Annotated in this window: 20 protein-coding genes; 7 read left to right on the top strand and 13 right to left on the bottom strand. The window is 48.4% G+C overall.

The window, feature by feature from the left end; genetic code table 11:
• Positions 1-45 precede the first annotated feature (45 nt).
• Positions 46-600: a hypothetical protein gene (locus SPIGRAPES_RS13005; protein WP_014271210.1), complete on the bottom strand. Its 555-nt coding sequence runs from the start codon at positions 598-600 to the stop codon at positions 46-48.
• A 228-nt stretch (positions 601-828) separates the two neighbouring features.
• Between SPIGRAPES_RS13005 and SPIGRAPES_RS13000 the strand changes: the two genes are divergently transcribed.
• From SPIGRAPES_RS13000 to SPIGRAPES_RS12980, 5 genes are all read left to right on the top strand, one after another.
• Positions 829-2,568 (top strand): peptide ABC transporter substrate-binding protein, encoded by a 1,740-nt coding sequence (locus tag SPIGRAPES_RS13000; RefSeq protein ID WP_014271209.1) that lies wholly within the window; start codon positions 829-831, stop codon positions 2,566-2,568.
• Between the two features lie 87 nt (positions 2,569-2,655).
• On the top strand, positions 2,656-3,930 hold the full coding sequence (gene aroA / locus SPIGRAPES_RS12995; protein WP_041384687.1) for a 3-phosphoshikimate 1-carboxyvinyltransferase: 1,275 nt from the start codon (positions 2,656-2,658) through the stop codon (positions 3,928-3,930).
• Positions 3,927-4,949, top strand: coding sequence for a threonine aldolase family protein (locus SPIGRAPES_RS12990; protein WP_014271207.1), 1,023 nt, complete (start codon positions 3,927-3,929; stop codon positions 4,947-4,949). The genes aroA and SPIGRAPES_RS12990 overlap by 4 nt, the downstream gene beginning before the upstream one ends.
• Positions 4,949-5,734: an EFR1 family ferrodoxin gene (locus SPIGRAPES_RS12985; protein ID WP_014271206.1), complete on the top strand. Its 786-nt coding sequence runs from the start codon at positions 4,949-4,951 to the stop codon at positions 5,732-5,734. The genes SPIGRAPES_RS12990 and SPIGRAPES_RS12985 overlap by 1 nt, the downstream gene beginning before the upstream one ends.
• On the top strand, positions 5,734-6,984 hold the full coding sequence (locus SPIGRAPES_RS12980; protein ID WP_014271205.1) for a MalY/PatB family protein: 1,251 nt from the start codon (positions 5,734-5,736) through the stop codon (positions 6,982-6,984). Before SPIGRAPES_RS12985 ends, SPIGRAPES_RS12980 begins: the two co-directional genes overlap by 1 nt.
• Before the next feature lie 38 nt (positions 6,985-7,022).
• Here SPIGRAPES_RS12980 and SPIGRAPES_RS12975 read toward each other — a convergent pair whose 3' ends face one another.
• The 3 genes from SPIGRAPES_RS12975 to SPIGRAPES_RS12965 all read right to left on the bottom strand — a co-directional run bounded on the left by SPIGRAPES_RS12975 (position 7,023) and on the right by SPIGRAPES_RS12965 (position 9,943).
• Positions 7,023-8,060, bottom strand: a complete 1,038-nt coding sequence (locus SPIGRAPES_RS12975) for an SGNH/GDSL hydrolase family protein (protein ID WP_014271204.1) — start codon at positions 8,058-8,060, stop codon at positions 7,023-7,025.
• Positions 8,060-8,737: a fructose-6-phosphate aldolase gene (locus tag SPIGRAPES_RS12970; RefSeq protein ID WP_014271203.1), complete on the bottom strand. Its 678-nt coding sequence runs from the start codon at positions 8,735-8,737 to the stop codon at positions 8,060-8,062. The genes SPIGRAPES_RS12975 and SPIGRAPES_RS12970 overlap by 1 nt, the downstream gene beginning before the upstream one ends.
• Before the next feature lie 72 nt (positions 8,738-8,809).
• The gene (locus tag SPIGRAPES_RS12965) at positions 8,810-9,943 is read right to left on the bottom strand and encodes an AraC family transcriptional regulator (protein ID WP_014271202.1); all 1,134 of its coding nucleotides are present in this window, start codon (positions 9,941-9,943) and stop codon (positions 8,810-8,812) included.
• A gap of 114 nt (positions 9,944-10,057) precedes the next feature.
• Between SPIGRAPES_RS12965 and SPIGRAPES_RS12960 the strand changes: the two genes are divergently transcribed.
• Both SPIGRAPES_RS12960 and SPIGRAPES_RS12955 read left to right on the top strand, forming a co-directional pair.
• Complete coding sequence (locus SPIGRAPES_RS12960; RefSeq protein ID WP_014271201.1) at positions 10,058-11,059, top strand: aldo/keto reductase; 1,002 nt, start codon at positions 10,058-10,060, stop codon at positions 11,057-11,059.
• 19 nt (positions 11,060-11,078) lie between these two features.
• Positions 11,079-12,143 (top strand): zinc-dependent alcohol dehydrogenase family protein, encoded by a 1,065-nt coding sequence (locus SPIGRAPES_RS12955; protein ID WP_014271200.1) that lies wholly within the window; start codon positions 11,079-11,081, stop codon positions 12,141-12,143.
• Positions 12,144-12,146: 3 nt separating this feature from the next.
• On the opposite strand, the gene SPIGRAPES_RS12950 is transcribed toward SPIGRAPES_RS12955, so the two are convergent.
• The 9 genes from SPIGRAPES_RS12950 to SPIGRAPES_RS12910 form a co-directional block, all read right to left on the bottom strand.
• Entirely contained in the window at positions 12,147-13,232 is a 1,086-nt protein-coding gene (locus tag SPIGRAPES_RS12950) for a LacI family DNA-binding transcriptional regulator (protein WP_014271199.1), read from the bottom strand.
• 67 nt (positions 13,233-13,299) lie between these two features.
• Positions 13,300-14,292, bottom strand: coding sequence for an ABC transporter permease (locus tag SPIGRAPES_RS12945; protein ID WP_014271198.1), 993 nt, complete (start codon positions 14,290-14,292; stop codon positions 13,300-13,302).
• 23 nt (positions 14,293-14,315) lie between these two features.
• The gene (locus tag SPIGRAPES_RS12940; protein ID WP_014271197.1) at positions 14,316-15,818 is read right to left on the bottom strand and encodes a sugar ABC transporter ATP-binding protein; all 1,503 of its coding nucleotides are present in this window, start codon (positions 15,816-15,818) and stop codon (positions 14,316-14,318) included.
• 101 nt (positions 15,819-15,919) lie between these two features.
• Complete coding sequence (locus SPIGRAPES_RS12935; RefSeq protein WP_014271196.1) at positions 15,920-16,999, bottom strand: substrate-binding domain-containing protein; 1,080 nt, start codon at positions 16,997-16,999, stop codon at positions 15,920-15,922.
• A 415-nt stretch (positions 17,000-17,414) separates the two neighbouring features.
• Positions 17,415-18,839, bottom strand: a complete 1,425-nt coding sequence (locus tag SPIGRAPES_RS12930) for a rhamnulokinase (protein WP_014271195.1) — start codon at positions 18,837-18,839, stop codon at positions 17,415-17,417.
• Positions 18,840-18,847: 8 nt separating this feature from the next.
• Positions 18,848-20,110, bottom strand: a complete 1,263-nt coding sequence (locus SPIGRAPES_RS12925; protein WP_014271194.1) for a zinc-binding dehydrogenase — start codon at positions 20,108-20,110, stop codon at positions 18,848-18,850.
• Positions 20,111-20,119: 9 nt separating this feature from the next.
• Positions 20,120-21,280: an SDR family NAD(P)-dependent oxidoreductase gene (locus SPIGRAPES_RS12920; protein WP_014271193.1), complete on the bottom strand. Its 1,161-nt coding sequence runs from the start codon at positions 21,278-21,280 to the stop codon at positions 20,120-20,122.
• Positions 21,281-21,290: 10 nt separating this feature from the next.
• Positions 21,291-22,610 carry a hypothetical protein gene (locus SPIGRAPES_RS12915; protein ID WP_014271192.1) on the bottom strand — a complete coding sequence of 440 codons (1,320 nt, stop codon included), beginning with the start codon at positions 22,608-22,610 and terminating at the stop codon, positions 21,291-21,293.
• A gap of 20 nt (positions 22,611-22,630) precedes the next feature.
• The gene (locus SPIGRAPES_RS12910; protein WP_014271191.1) at positions 22,631-25,087 is read right to left on the bottom strand and encodes an alpha-ketoacid dehydrogenase subunit alpha/beta; all 2,457 of its coding nucleotides are present in this window, start codon (positions 25,085-25,087) and stop codon (positions 22,631-22,633) included.
• Positions 25,088-25,097 lie beyond the last annotated feature (10 nt).

Here is a 25,097-nt window from a genome sequence, read left to right as displayed (position 1 = left end):
CCCCTCAGGTTCCTTGGATGTCTTTTTTATATCGTAAGGCTATTGTCAGAGTTCCTTGAAGCCTACATTGAGGTCCAAATCCCTTGGCCTGTCAACGAACAGCCCTAGGCCGGTCACAGCACTGATCGATTGTGCAGCCGACTCTGTCCTACCCCCGGAACTTTTTTCCTGGATTATCTCCATATCCTTTACCGTGTCTTCGTCAAACCGTAGGGAAAGGACAACCATAGCCTTGAGCCTTCGTCTCGTAGGTTTCGCTTCCTTGTCTACGGCGCCCCGGACAAAATGAGTCAGTTCGATCCTTTCGATGGAATCGAAGGGGTAGGCAACCCTTTTACCGATAAGCCCAAACCCAAAGAAAGAAGTGACCGTTTTCTCTTCAGTATCAAAATACCAGGAGTCCCGGTACAAAGCCCCTATCAGGGCAAGAAAAGCCATAACCAACAGATGCCACATTGAAGAGAGGGGAATGCCATCCTGGACAGAATAGGTTAACCCCCACACAAGGTAGAGAAAAAACGAGGCACAGATGATGGTAAAAAAGGGACTGATGGTGAAAGAAATACCATTCTTTCGCTTTCGCGTGACATGTCTGATCATTTTATGCTCATCCTTTTATCAAATTATAATAAGATATGAGACAAAGGTCATCATGAAATCAGCGGTAAAACAGAATGTAATCTTACAATATCTACAGTTGTGTAAGGTTACAAGGCAATTGCAGTTACTTTTCACACTTAACCCATTTGCGTTTTCTCTTGATTCGTGGTTAAATGTAGAATATGCTAGGTTGAACGTTTACATTTACATTCACAAGGAGATATGTCTATGAAGAAATTTCTGACTATCGTGCTTTGCGTTCTTCTTGTCAGCTCCCTCTTTATTTCCTGTGGAAAGAAGGAAGAGCCCAAGACTGCCGCAACCACCACACCCGCTGCTACTGCAGCTCCTGCTGCTACCCCTGCTAAAGCTGCTGCTCCAGCCGCAACCCCAGCTCCTGCTGCCACACCGGCACCAGCTGCACCGGTCGCTCCTGCCGCCCCTGCCCAGAGCGCAAAGGATGAAGTTGTGTTCCGCATCTCGAATGCTGCAGAACCAGAATCCCTTGACCCGGCTCTCATTCAGGGTGTCCCTGAGCACAGGATTTTCGAAGCCCTTTTCGAAGGTCTCGTAGCCAACGACCCTGAAACTGCAAATGCAGTACCTGGCGTTGCTGAAAGCTGGACTTCAAACGAAGAAGGCACCCAGTACACTTTCAAGCTTCGCAAGGATGCAAAATGGTCTGATGGTGTAGCAATCACAGCAAATGACGTAGTCTACTCATGGCTCCGCCTCCTTGCTCCTGAAACAGCAGGTCCCTATGCTTGGTTCCCCTGCATGTTCATCAAGGGTGCAAGTGAATATAATGCCGGTGAAGCTGGTCCAGAAGCTGTGCAGATCCGTGCACTCGATGACTATACCTTCCAGATGGACCTTATCGGACCTCTGCCGTATGCCGTCGACGCCCTTACCCACTATTCTTTCGCAATCGTTCCGAAGCACACCATCGAGAAATATGGCAAGGCTTGGACAAATCCTGAGAATTTCGTAGGGAACGGTCCTTTTGTATTGTCAGAGAAAGTACCTCAGAGCTACCTCGCTGCTGTCAAGAACCAGAATTACTGGGACAAGGACAACGTAAAGCTCGATAAGGTTATCTTCTATGCCTCAGATAGCGATAGCACCAACTACAATATGTACCTCAATGGTGAAATCGACTGGTTGACCAATGTACCTAACGACCAGATCAAGGCCGCCACAATGCGTGACGATTTCCAGTCCTCTCCCCAGCTCTCCACGTACTACTATGTCTTCCAGAACGAAATTGCTCCTGTTAAGGACGTTCGTGTAAGAAAGGCTTTGTCTCTCGCAGTCGATCGCCAGGCTCTCGTAGACGGTGTTACCAAGGCTGGACAGATTCCTGCTTGGGGCATTGTTCCCCCGATGGCCGGTTACGATGCTCTTGCTTTCCCGTACGAAGATCAGGCTGATGCAATTGCAGCAGCTCAGAAGTTGCTCGCAGAAGCTGGCTACCCCAACGGTGCCGGTTTCCCGACCCTCACCATCCTGTACAACACCAGCGAAGGCCACAAGCAGATCGCAGAGTTCGTACAGCAGGAATGGAAGACCAACCTCGGAATCAACGTACAGCTCGAGAACCAGGAATGGCAGACCTATTTGGCCAACAGGAACCAGGGCAATTTCACGATTGCACGTGCCGGTTGGGTAGGCGACTACCAGGATCCTAATACATTCCTCGACATGTTCATCACCGGTGCCGGTATGAACGGCGGAAAGTATGCCAACGAGACATATGACCTCTTGATCAATGAAGCAGCAAGAATGCCAGCAGGTGAAGACCGCATGGGCGTTTTGAAGACCGCTGAAGACATCATGATCAATGAAGACCAGTCCATCATGCCTTTCTACTACTATGTAACGATCAACATGATCGATACAAACAAGTGGGGCGGCTGGAGTGGAAACACCATGGATTACCATCCGGTCAAGGACATCTATCTCAAGTAGTTTGTTTCCAGTATTATCAGTCCCTGGGTTTTCCCGGGGACTTTTTTTTGCTGGACTCAGATGGATAACTTCGGTATAGTTTTGCCTATGGACAAAACCTTTTCACCTACCCATGCCAAGGGGACTGTTACTATCCCGGGATCAAAAAGCCAGACAATCAGGGCCTTGCTCATTGCCTCTTTAAGTGGAGAGCAGAGTACCATCATCAATGCATTGGATAGCCATGACACACAAAGCTGCATGAACCTCTGCACCCAGATAGGGGCAAAAATTACCTGGGATGCAAACCACACCTGCCTTTTTTGTGATGCCTCACACGTACAGAATGTCCAGGAAGCTATCACCTTGGACTGTGGAAATAGCGGGACTACCCTCTATCTGGCAACTGGTATGCTTGCCTCATTGCCCAGAAAGTTCACGTTCTCAGGTGATGAGCAGTTGCAGAAACGTCCGATCGGGCCACTGCTCGATGCTTTGGAAACCCTTGGGGCAAAGGTAGAGAGAATGAACGGAATCTACCCTCCTTTCTCCATACAAGGGCCTCTTACCGGAGGAGCCTGTTCCATTGAATGCCCGACCAGCCAATACCTGTCGGGACTGCTTTTAGCCTGCAGCCTTGCAAAAGGGGACTGTGAGATTACGGTACCCCTACTATATGAAAAACCCTATGTTTCGTTGACCTTGCAATGGCTTGACGAACAGAACATACGCTATGAGATTTCTGAGGATTTCCAGAAAGCCAGAGTATACGGCAACCAACACTTCAAGGGCTTCACAACCATGGTTACCGGTGATTTCAGTTCAGCCTCGTTCTTTTTCTGCATGGCTGCAATCGGGAAAACCAGTATCTCTGTGCGAGGGCTCAACCAGGATGATGTCCAGGGAGACAAGAAAATCCTGGAGATTCTCGAAGCCATGGGATGCAAGGTGGTCTGGGAAGGAAAGCAAGTAACCGTAACAGGACCAGAGGTTCTCAAAGGTGGCACCTTTGACCTGAATGCCATGCCAGACACGCTTCCCATATTATCTGTTACTGCCTGTTTTGCAGAAGAAGACGTCTCGTTGGTGAATGTCCCCCAGGCTCGTATCAAAGAAACCGACCGGATAGCGGTTATGCATGAAGAGCTTGAAAAAATCGGTGCCGTCATTGACGAACAGGTTGATGGCATGACTATCCGTGCAGGACATCCCCTAACGGGAGGAACTGTAAGCGGCCATGATGACCATAGGGTAATAATGGCCTTGGCCGTAGCCAGCATTGCAGCATCGGGGACCATCAATCTTCTCGGTGTTGATGCAGCAGCGATCACCTTCCCTACTTTTTTCGATCTTTTTGATTCCATCACAGGAGATACAATATGAAATGTTTTGACTTAAGAAGCGACACGATTACGAAACCCACCGAGGCAATGAGAAAGGCAATGTATGAAGCAGAAGTCGGTGATGATGTCTATCGTGAGGACCCTACGACTAACAGGCTTGAGTTGCTTGGAGCCCAGCTTTCAGGAAAAGAACGTTCACTTTTTGTCTCTTCCGGCTCCATGGGAAATCTCATCAGCCTGTATATAAACGGAGGAAGAAGCAATGAAGTCCTCACTGCCTCCAATTCCCATATCATCCAACATGAAATTGGTTCTGTTGCTGCAATCGCAGGGGTCCTGCCTATCGGGATTGACGTCCCCAGGGGAATACTGACAGCCTCCGACCTTGCAGGAAAAGTAAAAAGAGGCTGCTATGACATGGCAACCACTACCCTGGTTGAAGTGGAGAATACCATCGGCGGATTTTGTTATCCCTTGGAAAACCTTGAGGAGATCAGGGATTTTGCCGACAGCCACCAGCTTCTGGTCCACATGGACGGAGCCAGGATATTCAACGCACAGGTTGCTACCGGGATTCCTGTCAAAACCTATGCAAAATATGCCGACACCCTTACCTTTTGCCTTTCAAAAGGCCTGGGAGCCCCTGTAGGAAGCCTGCTCTGCGGGGATGAAGCGTTTATCAATAAAGCCCTTACCATCAGGAAAATGCTTGGAGGTGGGATCAGGCAAAGCGGGATCCTTGCTGCAGCTGGACTCTATGCCTTGGAAAACCACGTCGAAAGACTCCAGGATGACCACCTACATGCCCAGGCAATAGCCTCTGCACTCGAGAAGGCAGGATGGGCCCAGGTAGACAAACTGGGTGTGCAGACCAATATCATATTCTTTACCGTGCAGGGCTATGAAGCTACGGATATAGTCAAACAGCTGGCAGCAATCGGCATCCTTGCAAATAATGAGGGACCAATGGTTCGTCTGGTTACAAACCTTGACCTTTCGGATGAGGATACAGATGCACTTTGCAAGCGCCTTGAAACCTTCACTTTGGGGAATAATTAATGAAAACGACCATTTTCTGTTTTTCTGGAACAGGCAACAGCTATTATGTTGCAAACAGGCTAGCGAAGGAACTCGGTGATACCACTGTCGTTATGATAGCTTCTGCCATGCATTCAGAGGTACTTGAAATGACTGAACGCGTCGGCTTTGTCTTTCCGACGTATAAAGGGTTTCCACCCCTCATAGTCAAACAATTCATCGAGAACGTGTTTGCGAAGCAGGATCTGCTTCCCATCAAATATTCTTTCCTTATCACGACCAGATATAAATTCGCCGGCTATAGCCTCGTTGCTACCGAATTGATGCTCCAAAAGGCAGGTTGCCTTTCAAGTTATTCAACCCATGTGGTGATGCCTGATGGGTATGTCCCGCTGATGGACGTGCAGGATGAACAAAAGATCGAAGACCTATACGCCAAGGCAAATGAAAAGATTTCCAAGATTGCAGCAGACCTGGACGACGAAAAACTGAAGCTCTCTGCAAAACCTCCCTTTACAAAACTTGCCCTGTATCGCTTTATGCCTGTTTCCCATCTTGCTTCAAAGGATTTTTCCGAGAAGTTCCAGGTAACGGAAGATTGTACCGACTGTGCGCTCTGCTACAGGATGTGCCCAACAGGCAATATCGTAATGGAAGAAGGACAACCCTCCTTTGGGGACAATTGCCTCGGCTGTCTTGGATGCTATCACCGCTGTCCGACAAAAGCCATTCAATTCAAGAAAAAAGTACATGCCGGCCGTTACCCCAACCAACGGTCTGGCTACAGTGTGGAGTATAGAAACTAATGCAATATGATTTCGATAAAGAAGTGAACCGTAAAGGCAGCCTTTCTGTAAAATGGGATGCACATGCTATAAAGAGCATCTGTGGGGTAAGCGATGCCGAACCTTTCTGGGTTGCCGATATGGATTTTACAGCAGCCCCTGAGATAATGGACCAGGTCGTCCAGACTGCAAAGAGCGGAGTTTACGGATACCCTCATTTCAGCGGAACCAATAAATTGTTCTGCGAATGGGCAAAAAAGCGTCATAACTGGGAAGTCGAGGAGAAGGATGTCGTTATCTGTATGGGAATGCTCAACAGCATAGCCTTGCTCACCGATATCCTCACTGACGAAAAAGACGGCATCATAGTGCCAATGCCCGCCTATCAACCGTTTGTTCGGATAGTGAACAACCTTGACAGGACTTTGCTTAGGTGGCCTCTTTCCTATGACAAAGAAGCACACAAGTTCTCACTCGACTGGGAAAAATACGAACAACTCTGCAAACAAGCCAAGCTCCTGATTTTCTGCTCTCCCCATAATCCTTCAGGCCTGGAATTTTCCCCTGGGGAGCTGGAAAGACTTTGCCGAATAGCGGCTGACAATAACGTAACGATTATCTGTGATGAGATTCACGCTGACCTTTCTTTTGGGAAACACCAACCACTGCTTCCCATCGCCCAGAATGTCGGGTGCAAGGCAATCACCTGCATGGCTCCTTCGAAAACCTTCAATATTGCAGGTGAACATTATTCAGTGGCAATCATAGAGGATGAGGGAATCAGGAAAGCCTTGAAGAAAAGAATGAGTCAACTCTTCATTTCCGAAACCTCTTTCTTTTCAACGACTACCGCTATGAGTGCTTACCGCTACGGCTACGATTGGCTTTTGCAGTTGATTCCCTACCTGCAAAAGAATATTGCATTCATCGATGGATTCTGCAACGAGAAGATTCCGCAACTGCACCTGATCAAACCCAAAGCCTCGTTTATCGCATTGCTCGACTGTAGTGAAATCCTTCCCTTGGTCGAAGCCGATGCAAAAGCAAATCCTGACCTGTACAACAGTGAGCTTAGCCCAGGTGGCGGCCTCCTTTCCCGTTTCTTTGGAATAAGGGCAAAGGTTGCTGTCAATGATGGCACTTGGTTCGGGGGAGAAGACTATAGGGGGTTTGTACGGTTCAACTACGGGACGCAGCGATCTTCCATCGAGAAAGCCTTCAACCGGATTGAACAAGCCATAGCTTTTCTGCAGACAACGTATACCAGATAGGAACAAGGCAAGTCAGGGCAAAACCTGCCTTGCCTTTTTTATTTGCTGTCCCTGCAGAATCGCTCCAGCTGGGGGGCAAGGTAATCTGCAATAGAGGAAAACCCCTTAGCATTTGGATGCAGAAACCCATCTGCATAATAGGTGCTGTCATGGGGGGAAACAGCAAGCCCATCAATGACGTGTACACCAGCATAGCGTTGGGCTTCGGTAGCGATTGCCTCACAAAGCTGGGAAAAAGTCCCACAGCTTTTCGCTTCAGTAAGGTCAGCTCGCCAGATAGGCGTAAGAACAACAATCGGAGTGAGGGGAAACAACTTGCTAAGTCGGGAATAAAACGAGGAGACCCGGTCTTTGATTGACTGGAGGTCAGGATCGAAATTCCAGTCATTGGTACCCAAGGCCACCAAAATGTACGAAAAATCCCCCAAATCCTGTATTCCTTCCAATATCGATTCATTGTATTGAAAGCCACAGATTCCTTGGTTAATCCCTTGCAGTTTCAATCGTGATTCAAGTAGGGGAATCAGGCCAAAGGCAGGCCTTTGTGCCATGAACCCCTGCAGTATGGAATCGCCGATGGCCAAGAATCGTTTCTTATTTTCTGGAACGTAGACAAGTTCCCTGTCAGAGGAAAGATCTTTTATAAGCACAGGATGGCACAGGGGGAAATATAGTTTCACCATGATTTGGTCATGGTTTGGGTTTTCCAGACAAACAGAGATACATCCCTTTCGAATGGGAATTGGGGCCAGGAACGTTCCGTTTACCGAGACATCGAAACAGTCCGTCATATCAAAAGGCCTGCCATACGCTTTCAATGCATCATTCTGGCCAAGGGGAACGGAGGCTTTCTTACTAGTGGGTACAAAGCGTTTACACTGGAACGTGAGATTTTCACTGGTGGTGGAAAAGACAAGGCAACAACCGGCAGGGGAATTAGCCATCCAAGAAAACAGCTGGGTAGTACCGAGAGAATCCAATTGCCTGTCGGAAAACCTCCTAGGCAAAAGGAACCCTTCTTCATCGGTGAAACTATTGACCGTGTTCCTGAGGAACCTCTGGTAAGGGATATTCATCACATATCCAAAATTGTCTTATCCCCATATATCAACTGCCAGTTGGCATGGAAATCATCGACAGCCTTGGTAATGGAAGGCATCTGCAACCCGGTTGTCAGTAATTCGAGGGGAACGGTACAGCAGGAAGCCCCATTTGCATAGGCAGTGGTTATCTCGCTGATATTTTTGAAACTTGCAGCAAGGACTTGGCAGTTTCCTGCATTTGCCCAGAGCAGGCTACTCAATTCCTTGATAACCCTGGCTGCATCGATATCAAGATTGAGCATGCGGTTATAGTAGACCGCAAGATATCTGGCTCCGCTCAGCATTGCCAGGATTCCCTGCAACGTGGTATATACGGCAGTCGCTGTAATGTTCACCCCTTGCTTGGAAAGAATCTTGATAGCCTTGAGCCCTTCTTCTGTTACAGGAATCTTGATAAAGGTTTCTTCTCCGAGTATCGACCTAATTTTCTCTGCTTCCAAAATAATGGTATCACATTGCTGGCTCACCACCTGTACATGGAGACTCCGTTCGCGTCCGATAATCCCTCTGATCTTTTTCAGGTGGTCAAAAAAATCTACGGCACCTTCAGCCTTGATAATTGAAGGATTGGTAGTCACTCCGGTTACAGGATACGTGGTTATTCCCTTTGCAATATCCTTGAGATTTGCAGTATCAAGCATCAGTTCCATGGCATTGACTCCTTGGACCCTATCATGTCACAAACAAGAGCTTTCCTCAAGCAAAGCCAGTCTATTGCAGGGTCAAAGTTTCTGAGCGCTTCTCCAAACCTGCGGTGTTGTACCATATTGCCTGCGAAACAAGGTAAAAAAGCGCTGGGGTGAACCAAAACCACATTCCTCACTGATTTGCTGAATGGGGGTGTTGCTTGTACGCAATACCTTGCAGGCCAACTCCAACCGTTGTACCGTGATTTCCTCCCAGATTGTCCTTCCCCGGGCTTTCTTGAAGCGTGTTTCCAAGGTTCTCCGACAGGCGTTGCTATGGTTTATGACATCAGACGCACAGATTCCCGAGGATACTTTCGAACGAATCATCCTAAGGGCCTCTGCGACCACCTCATCTGTTTCGAGAACCAGGGAGGTACTCTCCCTTTCCGATACTGGACCACAGGCAATTCGCTGGATACGAATTTCGTTATTCTTGTTTTCAAGGAGGGTGTCGATCATTTGTGCTGCCTTGAACCCGATCATCTCGCAATTGGGAGGAATGCTGGAAATCGAGGGACTTGCCAATTCACACAGTAGTTTTTCATCATCGACGCCGAGTACTGTCACCTCTGAGGGAATTTGAAGGCCCAGATGCTGACAGGCAATCTCTACCTTCATTGCAGCCAGGTCATTGCTACAAAACAATGATACCGGTTTCTCCAGGGAAGACAGCCAGATATCCAATTCGGTGGATGATTCATATATTTTCCGCCACCAGTCCAAAGAGCGCGAAAACAAGGGCAGGTCCTGGACTTTCCAGCCGATGGAAGCACAAAACCCGAGCATCCGTTCCCGTGACCAATGCACATTGTCCACTCCGCACCAGGCATATCTTGAAGATCCCAATGCAGTCAGATATTTTCCAGCCGTTATGCCCGTGGCGTAATCATCATTTCTCACCGTGCTGAAAATCTTGGAGGAACACGCCCCTGCGATATCAACAATCGGTATTCCCAGGTTGGCACAGAAAAGCGCCTCATCCTCGTTCTCAATCCTTGCGATAAGTGCATCGCATCGTTTCAGCCCGTCTACATCAAGCGGGAAAAACCACTGGCCTTGCCCACGGAGCTGCCAAGAGAACTTACTCTTTGCATATCGCACCACACCATTGGCAACACCCATATCGTAACCATCTTGGAACCGTAGTCTCAAACCTATTTGAATCATGGGATCAGCATAGCACACCTTTGCGTTTTGCGCAAAACAGTAGTAATGATACGCACATCAAGCATTGTAGTCTGAAACTCTAGGTTGTATCCTTGTTTTATAAGGAGAATCGCCATGGACGTTCCAACGATGAGTATTAAAGCCACCGGGGCTAAGATTCCCGCAATAGGGGTCGGCACCTTCGGAAGCGACCACGTCAGCAATGAAGAAATGGCACAGTCGGTACATACGGCATTGCGCCTGGGATATAGGAATATTGACTGTGCAAGTGTGTACGGCAATGAAAAGGAGATTGGGAAAGTCCTGAATGATTTTCCGGTTAACAGGGAAGAACTCTGGATTACCAGCAAACTCTGGAATGACATGCATGGGAAAGGCAAAGTCCTTGCCTCATGCAGACAAAGCCTTAAAGACCTCGGCCTCGAGTACCTTGACCTCTACCTGGTCCATTGGCCCTTTCCCAATTTTCATCCACCCAAATGTGACGTAACAAGCAGAAGTGAGAATGCAAGACCCTATATCCATGAAGAATTCATGGAAACCTGGAGAGAAATGGAAGAATTGGTTGACTTAGGGCTGGTGAGGCACATTGGTACAAGCAATATGACCAAGGCAAAGCTCACCCTACTTTTACAAGATTGTAGGATTAGGCCCTCCTTCCAGGAAATGGAACTCCACCCCTGTTTCCAGCAACAAGAGTTCCTCTCGTATGTCAAAGGAGAGGGAATCATCCCTATTGGATTCTGTCCGCTAGGTTCCCCCAACCGGCCGGAACGCGACATGACAGAAGGCGATGCCGTCGATATGGAACACCCAATCGTTGTAGAGATTGCCAAGGCTCACCACTGTCATCCTGCAAACATTTGCTTAAAATGGGCTCAGGCCAATGGCATAATCCCCATACCGCAGTCAACAAAGGAAAAAAATCTGTTAAGCAACCTCGAAAGCATCTGTTCAGACCCTCTTAGTAATGAGGAGGTGGAACGTCTCAAGGGTGCCGATTGCAACAGCCGGTTGGTCAAGGGCCAGGTCTTTTTGTGGAAAGAAGCAAAAGACTGGACGGATCTATGGGATCTGGATGGGACAATTCCTTGCCCAGAGTCATACAAGCAATAACCATCAAAGGAGGATTTCGATGGATAAGAAAAAAATGCTAGGGGCCACGCTTCCCGGAAACAGTACCGTTTCCCTCCAGGAATATGATATTCCAACACCCGGCTACGGTCAGGTGCTGGTTAAGACCAAGTGCACCACTATCTGTGGCAGTGACATTCGCTGTATCTATCGCGAGCATGTCGGGAAAGGTCCTGAAGGGTACCAGGATGTCATCGCCGGACATGAACCCTGCGGTCAGATTATCGGAGAAGGCCCAGGATTGAAGCGATTCAAGAAAGGCGACCGGGTTATCGTGTACCATATCAGCGGCTGTGGTGTTTGCCATGAATGCCGTCAAGGTTTCATGATCAGCTGTACGTCACCCAAACGGGCCGCTTATGGCTGGCAGCGAGACGGTGGTATGGCAGAGTATATGATTTGTGATGAAAAGGACCTTGTAGAACTCCCTGAAGAGCTCTCCTATGCAGATGGCGCACAGGTAGCCTGCGGTTTTGGAACCGTATATGAAGCAATCGAGAAAGTCGGGGTCAGCGGAAACGATGAGGTCCTGGTTGTCGGCCTTGGTCCTGTCGGACTTGCCTGCCTTATGCTCTGCAAAGCAATGGGAGCAAACAAACTCATCGGTATTGAGAGCCAGCCGACCAGAATAGAGCTCGCTAAAAAACTTGGCCTTGCAGACTATGTATTCACCCCTGGGGAAGACAATGTAAGACAGGTACAGGAAATTACCGGTGGCCATGGGGTAGAGAGGGCTTTCGACTGCAGTGCAAGCGACAATGGCCGGGCAACGGCAATCAGGGCAACCAGGAAATGGGGCAAAATTGCATTCGTGGGAGAGGGTGGTACGGTTCACTTCAATCCAAGCCCCGATATGCTCCATGACCAGAAAACAATCTATGGCAGCTGGGTAACCAGCATCTGGAAAATGGAAGACTTGGTAGAGCGGCTGGTAAGATGGAATATCCATCCTGAAGATCTCATTACCCATCGGTTCCCCCTAACCAAAGCGGACGAAGCCTATGCCCTTATGGCGAGCGGTGCCTGCGGTAAGGTCGGGGTGTGTTTCGATGAAGAACTGAAATAGGTACTAGCTGAAGATTTTATCGATTCTGGGAGTGGTACCGTGGCTGGTGGTCCTTGCTTTACCATCGGTTACGATACCACCATTGTTTGTAAGGACCCTGATTGAGGGTTCGATGACAACCTTGCAGGGAAAGTCAGAATAATCTCCACCGATACGCTTGAGTAGAAGTTTTGCAGTAACCTCGCCAATCTCTTCCAGAGGCTGGGCAACGGCATAATGGCAGAATTTCAATAATGGGGCATAATACAGATAATCGAATGTAGAGAAGGCCATTGAATCCTGGACTGTTTGGCTGCATTCGGAAAGCAGATAACTGCTCGCTCCAATATGAACCATATCGTTGACCATAAAAAAAACCTTGGGACAATGCTCTTTTGCAAGGGCTTGCCCCATGAGCTGATAACCTGCCTGTTGGGTCATTCCCCCAAGCATAATAAATTCCGGGTCAACAGGAAGACCGAACTCCTGCATTGCATCATAATATCCATGCAAGCGTTCCACCGAAGTATGGACATGCCTATCCCCTCCCAGAAACCCGATAGAAGTAAACCCTTCCCTGATAAGCGAACAGGTTATATCATAGGCGCCCAGGCGGTTGTCGGTAAGCACAACATCACAATCAAGATTGGGAATCTGCCGGTCTACCATCACCATAGGGGTTGAACCTAGTGCAGGACTTGTAAAATGGTCCCCTACATCACTGGTGGGAATTACTACCAAAGCATCCACATTTCGTTCAAGAAGGAGGGAAAGCTTTCGCTTTTCCTCCTCGATAGAGTTCTGCGAAGAACAGAACAATAAGGCATACCCCATCGGGGCAAGCAATTTTTCCAGTTGCTCGACTATCTCCGAAAAGAACGTATTTGACAATTCAGGGGCTATAATCCCGATACTCTTGGTTCTCTTCATTTTCAAAGACCTTGCAACCGCGTTTCGCTGATAATGCAAACTTTTTACTGCTGAAGTAACCCGTTGTTCAGTCTCAAGATTAACTACCCCTAGTTTATTCAGGACCCTACTGACAGTGGCAATCGAAACTCCAGCTAGCTTTGCAACATCCTTGATCGTCGCTTGTTCTTTCTTTTCCATGTACTACAACCTTTTGGCAACGTTCAGGATCACTAGCTTATATACTGCTCCTATTGCGTTTCGTCAACTAGCCACGTCTGGCATATTTCTTCATATCAAAATACACTGCGGCAATGATGATAAACCCTTTCACCAATTGCTGGTAATAGCTGTCAACACCCAGAAAGGACATCCCATAGTTGATCAATCCCATGGTAAAGACACCGATCATCATACCACCCACGGAGCCGACCCCACCGTTCTGGGAAACACCTCCGACAGTAACGGCAGCGATTGCATCCAGTTCCATCCCGTTTGCGGTCAGTGAATTTGCAAGCCCAAGCCTTGAGGCAAGTAAAGTTCCTGCCATCCCGTAGAGAATGCCTGCATAGAAATATACCATCATCAAGTTGCGTTCAACATTGATACCACTAACCCTAGCTGCCTGGGAATTTCCACCAATTGCATAGAAATGCGTACCTTGGCGCGTATGTTTGAGCAAAACCCAGACGATGAACGCTGCAACGATTACATAGAGGATGAGATTGGGAACAGGACCGATATTGCCCTGGCTGATGCTCTTGAAATTCTGGTTCAATGAGCCGACAACCGCTGCTCTCGTGTAAATGAGCTGCAGGCCTTTTGCTATGGACATTGAACCCAGGGTTGCAATGAAGGGAGGAAGTTTACCATAGGCAACCAGCCAACCGTTAAAAAGCCCAAACAAGCCACCTGCTACCAAGGCAGCGAGAATCGGGACAAAAAGCGGGAAGGTATGCCCGGCATAGATTGCCGAGGCGTAATCCGGATTCTGGGCAAACGAAGCTGCCACAGAGGCAGTAAGGCAGACCACATATCCTATGGAAAGGTCTATACCTTTGGTGATAATGATCATACCGACACCAAGGGCGGCAAACGATCGGACGGATTCAGCAATCAGGAGATTCCTGACACTGTTCCATTTCAAGGCAGAACCCTTGGTAAGGATCGACAGCACCAAGAGCAGTGCGACAAACGTAAACCAGGTCGTATATTGGCTAACTACTTTCTTTGTAGTACCCAGTGCTTTCTTTGCTTCCATGTTATCTGTATCTCCCTTCTTTCTTACATGAACTGAGTTGCCAGCCGCATGATACTTTCTTGCGAACTGTCGCATTTATTCAACGTCCCAGTGTGCCGTCCGGCACAAAGGACCATGATCCTGTCTGACATCCCTATCAACTCAGGCATCTCAGAGGAAACCATGATAATAGATTTCCCTTGCTCAACGAGCTGGCTCATTATCGTATAGATTTCATACTTTGCACCGACATCGATACCTCTTGTCGGTTCATCCATAATGAGGATATCTGGCAAGGTCATGAGCCACCGGCTGATAATCACCTTCTGCTGATTACCCCCTGACAGGTTCTGGATCAACGTCTCCATAGTCGGGGTTTTTGTTCTGAGTGCTTCATTGTATTCAACGGCAGCCTTATTCATTTCCTTGTGTCTGAGCAAATGGACTTTATTCAAAAAAGAACCAAGGGATGCAATCGAAGTATTTGTCGAAATATTCATGAGCGGGAAAATTCCACTTCCTCGCCGGTCTTCGGTTATCATTCCAATCCCATTCTCGATCGCTGTCTTCGGTTTCATGTGGGTAAGCTCATTGCCATGGATGGAGACCGTACCCTCGGCAATTCCCCTGACTCCAAAAATAGCTTCCATCAATTCGGTTCTCTGAGCCCCGACAAGTCCCCCGATCCCGAGAATCTCGCCTTTATGCAGCTCAAAAGAAATGTTTTTGAAAGAACGGGGGTTAAGTGCTGTTAAATTCTCAACTTTTAGGCAGACTTCCCCAACCGATCCCTTTCTCTCAGGGAATCGCAACGTAGCATCACGACCAACCATCAAAGAGATAAGTTTTGATTCATCGATATCCCCAACGTCATAGGTACCGATCATTTTACCATCACGCATTACACTCACTTCGTCCGCTATGGCAAAAATCTCATCCATCTTATGGGAAATATAAATTATGGAAACGCCTTGCGATCGAAGTTGCCGAATAATCTTGAATAGCCTTTCAACCTCATTATCGGTAAGAGAACTCGTAGGCTCGTCCATCACGACAATGGACGCGTTATACGAGACTGCTTTGGCAATTTCACAGGTCTGTTGCATCGATATCGAAAGAGATCCAATCCGTTGGGCCGGATTTATCTGTATCTCAAGGCGCTGCAACAAAGCCTCGGTATCCGCATTCATTTTCTTGTGGTCGATGAGATGGTTCTTCTTTAAGGGTTCTCTGCCCAACCAGAGATTCTCAGCAACCGAGCGCTCAGGAACATTCGATAATTCCTGGTGAATCATCGAGACTCCATTTTTTAAAGCATCGTGAGACCCTTGGAAATGACATTCTTTTCCGTTCAGGATTATATTTCCGTGGTCTTCTTTGTAAATGCCGAACAAACACTTCATCAACGTTGATTTGCCTGCACCATTCTCGCCCATCAGAGCATGTACCGTTCCGGGTTTTACCTTAAAAGTAACCTCATCAAGGGCACGTACACCGGGAAAGACTTTGGTAATTTCTCTCATTTCCAGGGCAAATGTATTGTCCATCTCTTTTCCTCTTTCCAAACTGTAATTGCATTGTCGCCAAATCGGCGTTCATGAAGGGTAATCTCCCGTTGGCAGAACACCAACAGGAGATTGAATAGAAACTACATCAGGTCTTTGTAATTGGCTTTGGTGATAGGCTTGAAAGGTACAAGGTAGCACTGACCGATAACTGCAGCGTCATTGGCTGGAGCTTCAGAAATTACTACAGAAGCAGGCTTCAAACCCCAAGCAGTCGAACCAAAGGCGGTTCCCTTGGTAGCCATGATGTAGACAAGGTCGAATGCAGTGGTTGACTGACCAACGGAATCCTGCAGGACAGTTGCATACAATTTATTCTGATCCATTGAATTGAGAGCATCTGCGGTAGCATCGATACCAAGTACAGGAACAGTAAGGATAGTCCCGTCAGAAGCATCTTTCTTGGTGAGGCCATTGGTGATCAAGGATTCAACGGCACCCAGTGCCATACCGTCATTCTGTGCAACAACGAGGTTGAACTTACCGCTATGGGCTGCAAGCCAGGTATCCATCTTTTCCTGTGCCTTGTCAGGGGACCAGTCAGCTGTATCTTTGGCAACAAAATTTACGGTATAACCGAGCTTGGTGAGTTCGTCGACAAATCCGGCTTCCCTGCTGATCTGAGCTGGGTGTCCGAGCTGACCTTCGAGATACAGAGTGTTGAGTACTTTACCAGGAGCCTTGGCAGGATATTTGGTGAAATATTCATCAACAATCTGTGCCTGATACTGACCTGCTACCAACTCTGGGGAAGAAGCAAGATAGAAATCCTTTCCGACTTTCAGGGCCTGGACGGACGGCTGAATGTTTGAGAATGCAGCGCCACCGCCGGCAGCCTTGATCTGCTGTGCCATCTGCTCAGTCACGCTGGTGTCCTGGGGGATGATTACAAAATACTTATATCCCTGGGTAATGAGGGTATTAAGCTGGTCGAGCTGACGGGCTACATCACCCTGTCCATCCTGAAGATTCAACTCAATGCCTTTCTCTGCTGCGAGCTTTTTCAAGTTATCAGCATAGTCTTTTACAAACTGTTCATTCAGGTTACGGATCAAAGCACCCATTTTTACGGTATTGCCTTTTGCTGATTCCGATGAACCCTGGGCAAATACACCTGTGCAGGCAAGAGCGAGCACCAGTAAGATAGCCACCATCTTTTTCATACTAAAAACTCCTTTTGTTATTCCAGGGTTATGCCCCCTGGCGGGCAAATTCAAACTGAAGAATCCGGCTTCCCTCTCCCCTCCCGGAACGAAAAACCTTTGTGTAAATTGGCTTACTGTTGTATCTTTGCATCCCAAATTTGATTTGTCAACAAAAAAATGTAAACGTTTACAAAACAACACAACAAAGTAAAATCCCCTGAGTCCGGTAAAAAATACTGAAAATTGAATTTGTAAGCTCACCTAAAAACAATGCTCTAATATGAGCATATTAGAGCATTAATAGATATGTAATTCAGATTACAGACTATCATTATTCAAAGAGTCATTACGAACAACCAGGTAAATTACTCTCATATACTACAAAAGGCATACCTTTTCCCAGCAATTAGGTTTCCCCTTGAAAATACGTTTCTCAAGGCTTGAAACACGTAACGCTCTGTGTAACACGGATTGTTTTCCGACCTTCCTGCAAGGATTCAATCTCTCCGGTTGCCAACATCTGGACCACGATATTACCAAGTGCAGTTGCTTCCACAGGACCTGCATAGACCGTCAATCCTGTCTCATTTGCAGTCCATTGGTCGAGGATCTCGTTCTTGCACCCACCCCCGATAATGTACAGAGAAGTGAAGTGAGAACCGGTTATGGCTTCAAGTTGTCCTATCGACAGAGCATAGGCTTTGGCAAGGCCACGGTAAATAGCAACCATGTATTCACCCTTTTTCGCAGGCTTTGGCATCCCCTGTTCAACACACCATGCATCGATGCGATCCACCATCAGATTGCCGAAACTGTTTGGTTTGAGAAACCGATTGTCACTGGGGTCTATATACCCTTCATAGGACTGGCAATCGAGCGTCTGCCCATCCAGTTCTTTCCAGGAAATACACTCCCCCTCGCTTTCCCAATGCCGTACACATTCCTGTTGAATCCACATCCCCATGATGTTTTTCAAAAAGCGGATTTTCCCATTTGCGGCTATCTCATTGGTAAAGCCACTTTCCATAGCCTTGGCACTGACAATCGGCTGGTCCAGTTCCACACCTAACAGAGACCAAGTACCACTTGAGATATAGAGAGGCACTTCATTCTCGGCTGCAGGCACTGCCGCGACCGCAGAGGCCGTATCATGGGCCGCAGAAGCGATTACAACGACAGTGGAAACACAACCCACCTCATGGCATACAGAATCGATCAGGGGAGCAATAACAGTCCCACTGTCTACAATCTCACAAAACAGGGTACGGTCAAACTGCATGTCATCAATAAGATCCCAGGCCCAGTCCCTGGTAAACGGATTGTAGAGTTGCGTGGTAGAGGCGTGTGTCCTCTCGTTTTTCATTACTCCGGTCAACCAGTAAGCCAGCAAATCAGGAACCGAGAGATAATGGCGTGCTGCCCTGAACACATCTGGGCGGTCTCTCTGCATTGCTGCCAGTTGATACAGCGTGTTGAAAGGTTGGAAAGCAATGCCGGTTTCAGCGAACACCCTCTGCTTGCCTCCCAGCTTTTCTGACACTTCTTCGATGAGACCATCTGTCCTGCTATCACGGTAATGGTAACAGAGCGAGACCAAGGCCCCGCTGGCGTCCAGAAGACCGTAATCGACACCCCAGGTGTCGATGCCGATCGAACCTATTTCTTCACCATACAGCGAAAAAGCTTTCTTCAGCCCCACCTTGATTTCCGAAAACAGTCCAAGGAGATTCCAATGGAGCTCTCCCAGGACTAACTCATTGTTGGTGATGAACCGATGCACTACCGTACATTCTTTCAGGTCCCCGACGATAACCCGTCCATTGGAAGCCCCCAGGTCAATTGCGATATGCTTCTTCATCGTTTCTCCTAATCTTCCTTACATTGGGAAAGCAGATATTTTTCAGCTTCCGTGGACCAGAGTCCATTATGCTTTTTCACCAATCGGTCAAGCTCTGCATACAGGGGATCTGTCTTTCCGACCTCTGCAAAATCAGCGATAGCAACCAAGGGAAGATGCAGGTGGGTATACATCAGTTTCTTACCGCCTGGAATGGAAGGAAGATTGATTACCGACTGGGGAACGGCATCAAGCCCCCCGATATGGGTAACCATCACCGCTGGGTTCAAAATCCCCTTCTCCATCTTTGCAAGTGATTCCCGCATATCATCAGTATTGCCCCCGCTCGTTCCGACAATATGGTGAGAGGAATAGTGGACATCATAGAAATTGAGCTCTGCTTTGAAGTCGCTCTTGTTCGGACCGGCAAAGAAATTGAGACATCCATCCTGGGCAAGGATTGCATCAGCCTGTTCAACAAGAGGCCTGACAGGTGCCATTACCATAACATCATCATACCCTTTGCCTCCGGTAAGATCCTTCAATGCTGAAACAGGATCTGCAATGTTTTTCGTATTGAGATATACGAGTTTCACCCCGTTCTTTGCAGCTTCCTGAGGGCTATAGAGTTGTGAAGCCCTTGCCAGGCGGGCATCATCAATATCGGTTACGACCAGAAGACCTGGTTTTCGTTCCGCATGCAGGGCGTAGTCAATCGAACCAAGACCCATGGGGCCAACCCCCGCGATGATAGCAAGGTTCCCTCCTTCTACGATACCCATCTCATGGACATAGGAACCTGCATTCGTGTGATACATTGCATGGAATGTGCCCACAATGCAGGAAACTGGTTCGGCAAGGCTCCCCAAAAAGAAGGCATCGCCTTCATAGGGTAACAGGCAATCGAGTTCCATCACCTGGTGAGGAATGACAATGTAGGTGGCATCACCCCCGATATACCTAAACGAATAGCCTGGGGCATCCAAGGTTCCCTGGTAGTTCAATGCCGGCTGAATGGAAAAACGGCTTCCGCTCTTGAATTTCCCAGCCCATTTTTTTCCGACCTCTACGATTTCTCCACAGAATTCATGCCCGAGGATAATCGGGTTTGTCGCTACATCATCTGGAACACGTTTATGGGAGGCCCCTTGCTCGGCAGCCTTGTGGTCACTCATACAAATACTATTGGTAATTACCTTTGCAAGGATTTCATCTTCTTTGATCGGTGGCAACTCAAATTCTTCCACCCTAAGGTCATTGACCCCATATAAGCGTACGGCACGTGTCTTCATCGGTTCCTCCTAATTGAGCATGACCTGTCCACCGGTAACGGGGATAGCCTGGCCTGTCTCATATTTCTGTTCGACGATATAGCAGATAGCGCGTATAACATCCTCGGTCCTACAACCCCGGTTCATCGGGACCTTCGACTCATAGAACCTTCTCACATCTTCAACAGTCTTCGCCCCGGGGACCTTGCCTGTAGCAAGGTATTGGACGAACAAGCCTTTGTCAGGATCTGACCAGAGAGGCCCATCAAGGAAATTTCCAGGACAAACCGCATTCACCTTGATATTATCCTCAACCAGTTCCAGGGCAAAGCTTTGGGTCAATCCAATCGTACCGAATTTTGCCCCGGCGTATGCCCCGTTTTTATTTGAACCCTGCAGCCCTGACTTGCTACTTATCGCTACCAGGTCTGTAAAATACTTGCCTGAAGGGATGTTTTGCAACGCAAGAAGGTTGGAAGCGAATTTGCTGCAGATGAAAAACCCTGTATAGTCTACACTTGTGACAAACTGAAAATCCTTCAGGGGCATCGTCTTCACCGACCCCGCCCTCAAGACCCCTGCGTTACTGACAAAAAGATCGAGGCCGCCGGTCTCTTTTGCAACGTTCTCCATCATGGCCTTTACAGACTCCTCATCGGTGACGTTGACGGTCAAAGCCTTTGCCACCGTTATGCAAGCCTCGTAATTCAACCTGTCAGCCAAACGATTTGCGCCTTCACTGTTCATGTCGGCGATATAGACAAATGCACCCAGCTCGGAAAGGGAACGCACGATCCCTTCCCCGAACCCCTGGGCGCCCCCGGTTACCAAAGCGATCTTATCCCTTACCACATCGTTTCTCTCAAAGGTAGGGGGCAAGGCAGGGATGGCTGAGACACCCTCAGCACGCACAGCCTCATCATAATTGGTCCCAAGCCCCAAAAAGACCTCCAGTCCCTCCACAGAGAGAACCGAAGGATAGACTCTATGCTTGTCGCAATACTCCTGCAACTGCCCCTGCCATATTTTTGACACCTTTGAAACCTCAGTGCCACAGCTAGCCGGTGCTAATACAAGATCTGCACTATTAGAGCTAAGGGTATGGACAAAAAGCCCTTTTTCACCATCAAAGGTCAATCCCCGGATTACCGCAGAGATCTCACTGGCAATATTTTCTGAAAAACAAAGCATGTACGTTCTCCTATTCGAATAAATGTATAATTTCCAGGGGCTGACGAACATCCATCCTTCTTCCAATGGCTGCATACCGTTTGACGCGGTCTGCAAGGGACAGAGAGGAGAGTGGGTTATCCGCAGAAAACAATCCCAGACTTTGGTTACAGGTCGAAAGCTTCTCATGGGCAACAAGGGCCCAGGCAGAATCGACAAGGTGGTTGCAGCATTCCCCCAACAGCTCAGGACAATTGAAACTCTGCCGGGAACTATTGATATCAACCCCGCTGATCTCCATCATCCCTCTCTCCCTTGCCAATCCTTGCAGCCGCTTCATCTGCTGAACAGTATTTCGGGGAGGCATATAGGTTATGGCAGGGAATCCAATATCTGAAAGCAAGTCCATGAGTTCAACAAGATACGCATCCTCGAACCGCTCGCTCTTCTTGTCCCCTGTTACGCTTTTTTCTATATCTCCCAGATATGCATAGGCCGGGATTGCACCGATTTGTGTACCGAACGAGACAACTTGCCTGACATCGGGACATTCTGCCTTTTCTGGCTGGATAAAGAATCTCGGGAGAAAATTACCTTTGAGAACCCCAAGCAGGTCATAGGCATAGTGGGGGTTATCGGTATCCAGCAACAGGCTTTCGATATTCTGTGACAAAGGAACCTGCAAGTCATTTTTCACAAAACTGACAAGCTTTTCCCCTTTCTTGAACATAGCTATGGTCTGCAGGGCCATTGCATAGAGAATATGCCGCTCGGTAATCGAACCACCCTCTGCAGACCTGGAAAGGGGTACGATATCACGCTTGAAATCAAGGTCATACCCGTAGGGCCCTACCAACGCCTGCAAAGCTGCAATCTGAGCCTCGTTCCGCTTGTTGCGGATTGCGTGGACAGGTTTCAAAAATGCCTCGACTTCCCCAATTTTCTGGCGGGGCACCCCATGGACACACATATAGACCAAGCCCTCGGAGTCCGGGTTGTTGATTTTCCTGTCAGCGAAAACCGTATCCTTGAAGCTCACCCGGATCTCAAACCCGACGGTACTTGCAATCCCGATATTCTGGGCACTGTCAAGCATCTCTGTTGCCGCCCCGATACTGTCGTGGTCAATACTCCCGACAATACCCAGGCCTGCCTTCCAGGCCTTGAAGGCAGCCGCTGCCGGCTCATAAGGGCTGAACGACCACGTGGTGTGCACATGGTTGTTCACTTCTTGCAGTGCAGTTCGTCTGAGATCATTGCTCTCTATCAAGGAACCAAGCTTTACACTCGCTTCCATACGAATCGTTTTATCTGGGTTATTGATATCCCGTTCCAAGTCCTGCATTTCCATAGGTACCCCTTGTCGCTAGATTATACACCCTCTCGGCTTGTTCGGAAAAATTCACCGTCAGTATAGGCATGTACAGGAACATATCCTTTGAGAGGAATGATTTGCTCATGAATGGCATCGAGAACAGAATCAGCTTGGGCGAAGTAATATTCCTCCATCTCGGCAGGCGGGGTAATCCAGTTTTTACTGCCGACGACAACCGGCGGGGCATCGAGATATTCGAAGGCAAGGCGATTCAGGTTAGAGGCGACGGTATGGAGATAACTTCCCCGTTCGGCGCTATCGGTTACCAAGACCACCCTTCCGGTCTTTACAACGGAGGCAACCAGCAACTCATATTTGAGTGGGTTGATCCATCTCAGGTCAATTACCTCAGCCTTCATGCCAAAATCTTTCTCAAGCCGGTCGGCTGCTGCAATTGCAGTGTACAGAGAAGGTCCGAGGGAAATGAGGGTAACATCATCGCCTTCCCTCTTGATACACGGTTCTCCTTCCGGTATTTCGTAATACCCTTGCGGGACTCCTTCCTTGACAAACTGCTCCCCGATTCCATAGAGTTTCTGGCTCTCGAAGAATACGACTGGGTCGGTACCGCGCAGTGCATAGTTGAGCATACCCTTCGCGTCATACGGAGTGGAGGGATACATTGCCTTGAGTCCGGGGACCGAGGCTACCATACTTGTCCATTCCTGGGAATGCTGGGCACCGTATTTGTTTCCAACCGACACCCTGAGGACCAACGGCATCTTCAATACCCCTGCACTCATGGCCTGCCACTTGGGCATCTGGTTGAAAACCTCATCACCTGCACAACCAAGGAAATCACAATACATCAATTCGACAACTGCACGCCCACCGCTGAGTGCATAGCCTACCCCGCTTCCGACGATGGACGATTCGGCTATCGGTGAATTGAAAAACCTTGAGGGAGGAAGCAATTCGGTAAGACCACGGTAACAGGCAAATGCCCCACCCCAGTCACGATGATCCTCTCCGTAGGCAATCATGGTCGGATCAATGACAAACCGATGGACCATTGCCTCGAATATCGCGTCACGATACTGATACAGACGGGCAGAGGGGAAAGGTTTCCCGCTCTCGTCATAGGCATAACGGTTACGCTTGGCAATCTGCTGGACACGGGGATTATCCTCAAGTTTCTGCAAAAGCTCCGGTTCCCTGTCGTCAAGCTTCTCGACGCTCTGGTTTGAAAACATGACTGATTCTACGAAGGAGGGGCCTACCATCGGGCTGAGAACAGGGTCTACGGTAATAGCCAGGGTCTTTCGCATCTTCTCTTCAAGAACTGAGTCAAAACCCTCAAGATCTGCTTTGGTAACCAGTTTATTATCGAGCAGGTACATTGCATAGGAATCGATCGGGTCCTGGGCCTTGAAAGCCTCAAGTTCTTCCTTACTGCGATAGGTCATGGCATCGGAAGGACTGTGTCCGCTGAAACGATAGGTAATGGTATCCAAAAAGGCAGGGCCTTCACCCTTTTCAAGCAAAGCTTTCTTCCTGCCCGTTGCATCGGCAACAGCCAACGGGTTGAAACCATCCACCCGTTCGGTATGCATCGATTCGGCATTGATACCGCAGGCAACGCGGGCCGCAAGGCCGAAGCCCATGGTTTCCCCAACGGGCTGGCCACCCATCGCATAGAAATTATCAAAGCAATTGAGCATGAACGGGGGGTTGCCCTTGTTCTCTTCCCACAGTGTCTTGTACTGGTCCATGGAGGAAAGCACCAAACCTTCCCATACAGGGCCGCGGGCAAGGGACCCGTCGCCGATGTTGGCAATTACGATACCTTTTTTCCTGTTGATTTTCTTATAGAGCGCAGCACCTACGGCAATGGTACACGAACCGCCGACGATTGCATTGTTCGGCATACTCCCGAACGGCTCGAAAAAGGTATGCATGGAACCGCCAAGGCCACAGGAGAACCCTGTTTTCTTTGCATAGATTTCGGCAAGGGCACCGTAGAGTACGAAATTCTCTGCGAGATCCCTTACAGAATTGCCGGTAAAATGTTTCTCGACAACCTTGTAGGTTTCACCACCCATGAAATTTTCCATGACGGAAACCAGGTCACCATCTTCCATCTTCCAGATGGCCGAGAGGCATTTTGCCAGGATTTCACCATGGCTGCGATGCGAACCGAAAATCTGGTCTTCCGGATTCAGAACCATAGCCTGCCCTACCGCTGCCGATTCTTGGCCGGCTGAGAGGTGGGCCGGCCCCTTATGGTTGTACTGGATTCCCTGGTAGACACCCTCTTTCTTGATGGTATCGAGCATGGTTTCGAATTTCCTGATCAAGAGCATATCGTAATAGACACGGACCAAGCGGTCCTTGCCATACAGCTTCAATTCTTTTTTGATATCTCCCTGATACTGGTTAACAGGTATCGAGGGGGTGGAAACCATTTGTTTTTCACGCAATGTTGCCGGGTCGAAAGAAATCGTTTTGGACATATAGTAAACT

This window comes from Sphaerochaeta pleomorpha str. Grapes (assembly GCF_000236685.1).
GTDB classification, from domain to species: domain Bacteria; phylum Spirochaetota; class Spirochaetia; order Sphaerochaetales; family Sphaerochaetaceae; genus Sphaerochaeta; species Sphaerochaeta pleomorpha.
Note: the sequence above shows the minus strand (reverse complement) of the source record. Positions and strands in the feature narration are given on the sequence as shown.

Bases quoted from the DNA above. Each gene is read 5' to 3' on its own strand.
- SPIGRAPES_RS12915 (WP_014271192.1), bottom strand. From the start codon at position 22,610: ATGGAAATGCAGGACTTGGAACGGGATATCAATAACCCAGATAAAACG.
- SPIGRAPES_RS12970 (WP_014271203.1), bottom strand. From the start codon at position 8,737: ATGGAACTGATGCTTGATACTGCAAATCTCAAGGATATTGCAAAGGGA.
- SPIGRAPES_RS12950 (WP_014271199.1), bottom strand. From the start codon at position 13,232: ATGGAAAAGAAAGAACAAGCGACGATCAAGGATGTTGCAAAGCTAGCT.
- SPIGRAPES_RS13000 (WP_014271209.1), top strand. From the start codon at position 829: ATGAAGAAATTTCTGACTATCGTGCTTTGCGTTCTTCTTGTCAGCTCC.
- SPIGRAPES_RS12925 (WP_014271194.1), bottom strand. From the start codon at position 20,110: ATGAAGACACGTGCCGTACGCTTATATGGGGTCAATGACCTTAGGGTG.
- SPIGRAPES_RS12990 (WP_014271207.1), top strand. From the start codon at position 3,927: ATGAAATGTTTTGACTTAAGAAGCGACACGATTACGAAACCCACCGAG.
- SPIGRAPES_RS12940 (WP_014271197.1), bottom strand. From the start codon at position 15,818: ATGGACAATACATTTGCCCTGGAAATGAGAGAAATTACCAAAGTCTTT.
- aroA (WP_041384687.1), top strand. From the start codon at position 2,656: ATGGACAAAACCTTTTCACCTACCCATGCCAAGGGGACTGTTACTATC.
- SPIGRAPES_RS12965 (WP_014271202.1), bottom strand. From the start codon at position 9,943: ATGATTCAAATAGGTTTGAGACTACGGTTCCAAGATGGTTACGATATG.
- SPIGRAPES_RS12935 (WP_014271196.1), bottom strand. From the start codon at position 16,999: ATGAAAAAGATGGTGGCTATCTTACTGGTGCTCGCTCTTGCCTGCACA.
- SPIGRAPES_RS12910 (WP_014271191.1), bottom strand. From the start codon at position 25,087: ATGTCCAAAACGATTTCTTTCGACCCGGCAACATTGCGTGAAAAACAA.
- SPIGRAPES_RS12975 (WP_014271204.1), bottom strand. From the start codon at position 8,060: ATGAATATCCCTTACCAGAGGTTCCTCAGGAACACGGTCAATAGTTTC.
- SPIGRAPES_RS12980 (WP_014271205.1), top strand. From the start codon at position 5,734: ATGCAATATGATTTCGATAAAGAAGTGAACCGTAAAGGCAGCCTTTCT.
- SPIGRAPES_RS12955 (WP_014271200.1), top strand. From the start codon at position 11,079: ATGGATAAGAAAAAAATGCTAGGGGCCACGCTTCCCGGAAACAGTACC.
- SPIGRAPES_RS12985 (WP_014271206.1), top strand. From the start codon at position 4,949: ATGAAAACGACCATTTTCTGTTTTTCTGGAACAGGCAACAGCTATTAT.
- SPIGRAPES_RS12960 (WP_014271201.1), top strand. From the start codon at position 10,058: ATGGACGTTCCAACGATGAGTATTAAAGCCACCGGGGCTAAGATTCCC.
- SPIGRAPES_RS12920 (WP_014271193.1), bottom strand. From the start codon at position 21,280: ATGCTTTGTTTTTCAGAAAATATTGCCAGTGAGATCTCTGCGGTAATC.
- SPIGRAPES_RS13005 (WP_014271210.1), bottom strand. From the start codon at position 600: ATGATCAGACATGTCACGCGAAAGCGAAAGAATGGTATTTCTTTCACC.
- SPIGRAPES_RS12930 (WP_014271195.1), bottom strand. From the start codon at position 18,839: ATGAAGAAGCATATCGCAATTGACCTGGGGGCTTCCAATGGACGGGTT.
- SPIGRAPES_RS12945 (WP_014271198.1), bottom strand. From the start codon at position 14,292: ATGGAAGCAAAGAAAGCACTGGGTACTACAAAGAAAGTAGTTAGCCAA.